We start from the raw sequence: 2,843 nt of genomic DNA, 5'->3' as shown, positions 1-2,843 counted from the left end.
CTCGTGTCGGTGAAGAACCCCATCCGCGGCGGCGCGTCCACATAACCGGCGTCCGGCGCCGGATCCAGCGGCCCGTAGAGGCTGTTCGGGTCAGGAGCCATCGCGCCCCTCCACGTCCTGGTCGGTGGTGACGGCCGGCGCGTGTCCGCCCGGTGTGATGCCGGCCCGCCGCTGGTAGTCGGCGACCAGGTCGAGCAACGCCGACCCGGTGGGACGGCGGCCCGACCGGACGTCACAGGTACCGATCTTGCTCTCCTGGATGAGGACGTTGGGGTCGAGGGTGATGCCGAACAGGTCGTTGGCCGAGTCGCCGGTGACCAGGCCCTCGTAACCGAAGTGGTAGGGCAGCCAGAGCTGGTGGATGATCCGACCGTCCACCCGCAGCGGCGTGAGCCGGTCGGTCACCAGCACCTTCGCCTCGATCACCGCGCGCCCGCTGATCAGGTGCGCCCACCCCAGGTGCGCCAGCCCGGCCTCGGCGGCCAACTCCGGCGACACCTCGACGAACATCTCCGGCTGCAACTCCGCGAGGGGGCGTACCGTGCGGCTCATCCCACCGGCGGTGTGGTGCTCGGTGAGCCGGCTGACCGTGAACACGTACGGGAAGACCTGGCTGTGGTCCTCGGGTGGGCTCGGGTTGACCGAGTTCACCGGGTGCGCGTACGACTTGCGGGTCGGGTTGGCCTGCTGCCGGTAGAGCGGGTTACGCACCGGCGACTCCACCGGCTCGTAATGGGTCGGCAGCGGCCCGTCCAGCACACCGCTGGGCGCGTACAGCCAGCCCTTGCCGTCGCCCTGCATGACGAAGGGGTCGTCGCCGGCGATCCCCTCCGGCCCGGACGCGCCGGCCGGCGGGCGGTACGACGGTGGTTTGGTCTTCTCGAAGTCCGGCACGTCGTAGCCGGTCCACTCGGCCTTCTCCGCGTCCCACCACACGTAGCGCTTGCGCTCACTCCACGGGTTGCCGTCCGGGTCGGCGGAGGCACGGTTGTAGAGGATCCGCCGGTTGGACGGCCAGGCCCAACCCCACTCGGCGGCCACCCAGTCCTGCTCGTGTCGGGACTTGCGGCGGGCGGCCTGGTTGACGCCGTCGGCGTACACGCCGGTGTAGATCCAGCAGCCGATCGCTGTGGAGCCGTCCGCGCGGGCCTCGGCGAAACTGGACAGCGGACGGCCGGTCGACACGTCGTACCCGTTGATCTCGCGCAGGACCGCCTCGGCGCTCGGCTCGGCGTGCGGACCGTGCGTGGGGTAGTCCCAGGTGAGGTCGAGCAGCGCCCGGTCGCGCGGCAGCGTCGAGTCGGCCAGCTTCTCGCGCAGCTTGCGGCCGAGGTGGTAGAAGAACCACAGCTCGGAGCGGGCGTCGCCTGGCGGCTCGACCGCCTTCTCCCGCCACTGCAACAGCCGCTGCGTCTGGGTGAACGAGCCCTCCTTCTCCACGTGCGAGGCGGCGGGCAGGAAGAACACCTCGGTACGGCACTCCTCGGGCACGATCTCGCCGGTGGCCACCTCGGGACCGTTCTGCCAGAAGGTCGCGCTCTCGATCATGAACAGGTCGCGGACGACCAGCCAGTCCAGGTTGGCCATGCCCAGGCGCTGCGCCCGGCCGTGGGCCGAGCCGACCGCCGGGTTCTGCCCGAGCAGGAAGTACCCCTTGATCTTCCCGTCGATCATGTTCAACACCTGCTGGTAGGTGCCGTGGTCACCGGTCAGTCGGGGCAGGTAGCCGTAGCAGTAGTCGTTCTCCGGTGTCGCCGCGTCACCCCAGTACGCCTTGAGCAGGCTGGCCGCGAACGATCGGGCGTTGCCCCAGAAGCCCTTCTGGCCGGGGTGCCGGATGCTCTCCACCCACTCGTCGAACGTGGCGTGCTCGGCGTGGTGCGGCATCGGCAGATAGCCCGGCAGCAGGTTGAACAGGGTCGGGATGTCCGTCGAACCCTGGATGCTGGCGTGACCGCGCAGGGCCATCACCCCGCCGCCGGGGCGGCCCATGTTGCCCAGCAGCAGCTGGATGATCGCCCCGGTACGGATGTACTGCACGCCCACGCTGTGCTGCGTCCACCCCACCGAGTAGATCAGCATGCCGGTGCGGTCCCGGCCGGAGTTGGCGGTCCACGCCTGGGCCAGTTCGAGGAACTTCTCCTGCGGAATACCGCAGACCCGCTCCACCATCTCCGGGGTGTAGCGGGAGAAGTGCCGCTTGAGGATCTGGTAGACGCAGCGGGGGTGTTGCAACGTCTCGTCCCGCTGGGTCTGCCCGCCGACCTGCGCGCCGTGCGACTCGTGCGCCAACCCCGCGGCGTTGTCGCGCTCCTGGGCGGTGTGCCCGCTGCCGGAGGAGTCCTCGTGACCCTCGTACTGCCAGCTGTCCTGCACGTAGCTGCCGGTCTCCGGGTCGAAGCCGGAGAAGAAGCCGTCGCCGTCCTCGGTGTCGCTGAACCGCTCGCTGACGATCGTCGCCGCGTTGGTGTAGGCGAGCACGTACTCGCGGAAGTCCAGCTCGTTGTCCAGGATGTAGCGCACCACGCCGCCGAGCAGTGCGATGTCGGTGCCCGCCCGGATCGGCAGGTACGAGTCGGCCACCGCGCTCGTCCGCGTGAAACGCGGGTCCACGTGGAAGACCTTCGCGCCCCGGCGCTTGGCCTCCATCACCCACTGGAAACCCACCGGGTGCGCCTCAGCCATGTTCGAGCCCTGGATGACGATGACGTCAGCGTTGGCGATGTCCTGCTGGAAATCCGTCGCACCGCCACGACCGAAGCTGGCCCCCAGACCGGGGACGGTGGCGGAGTGTCAAATACGGGCCTGGTTCTCGATCTGCAAGGCCCCCATCGCGGTGAACA

General features: G+C 69.4%; 1 protein-coding gene. It reads right to left on the bottom strand.

What is annotated here, in order from left to right; genetic code table 11:
- Positions 1 to 90: 90 nt before the first annotated feature.
- Positions 91 to 2,843, bottom strand: a 2,753-nt coding sequence (gene fdh / locus B0E54_RS32170; RefSeq protein WP_255788026.1) for a formate dehydrogenase, incomplete at its 5' end; no start/stop codon positions are given.

This window comes from Micromonospora sp. MH99 (assembly GCF_021442385.1).
In the GTDB taxonomy this organism is placed as follows: Bacteria; Actinomycetota; Actinomycetes; order Mycobacteriales; family Micromonosporaceae; genus Micromonospora.
The sequence above is the reverse complement of the archived record's forward strand: the minus strand, read 5'-3'. Positions and strand labels throughout refer to the sequence as shown.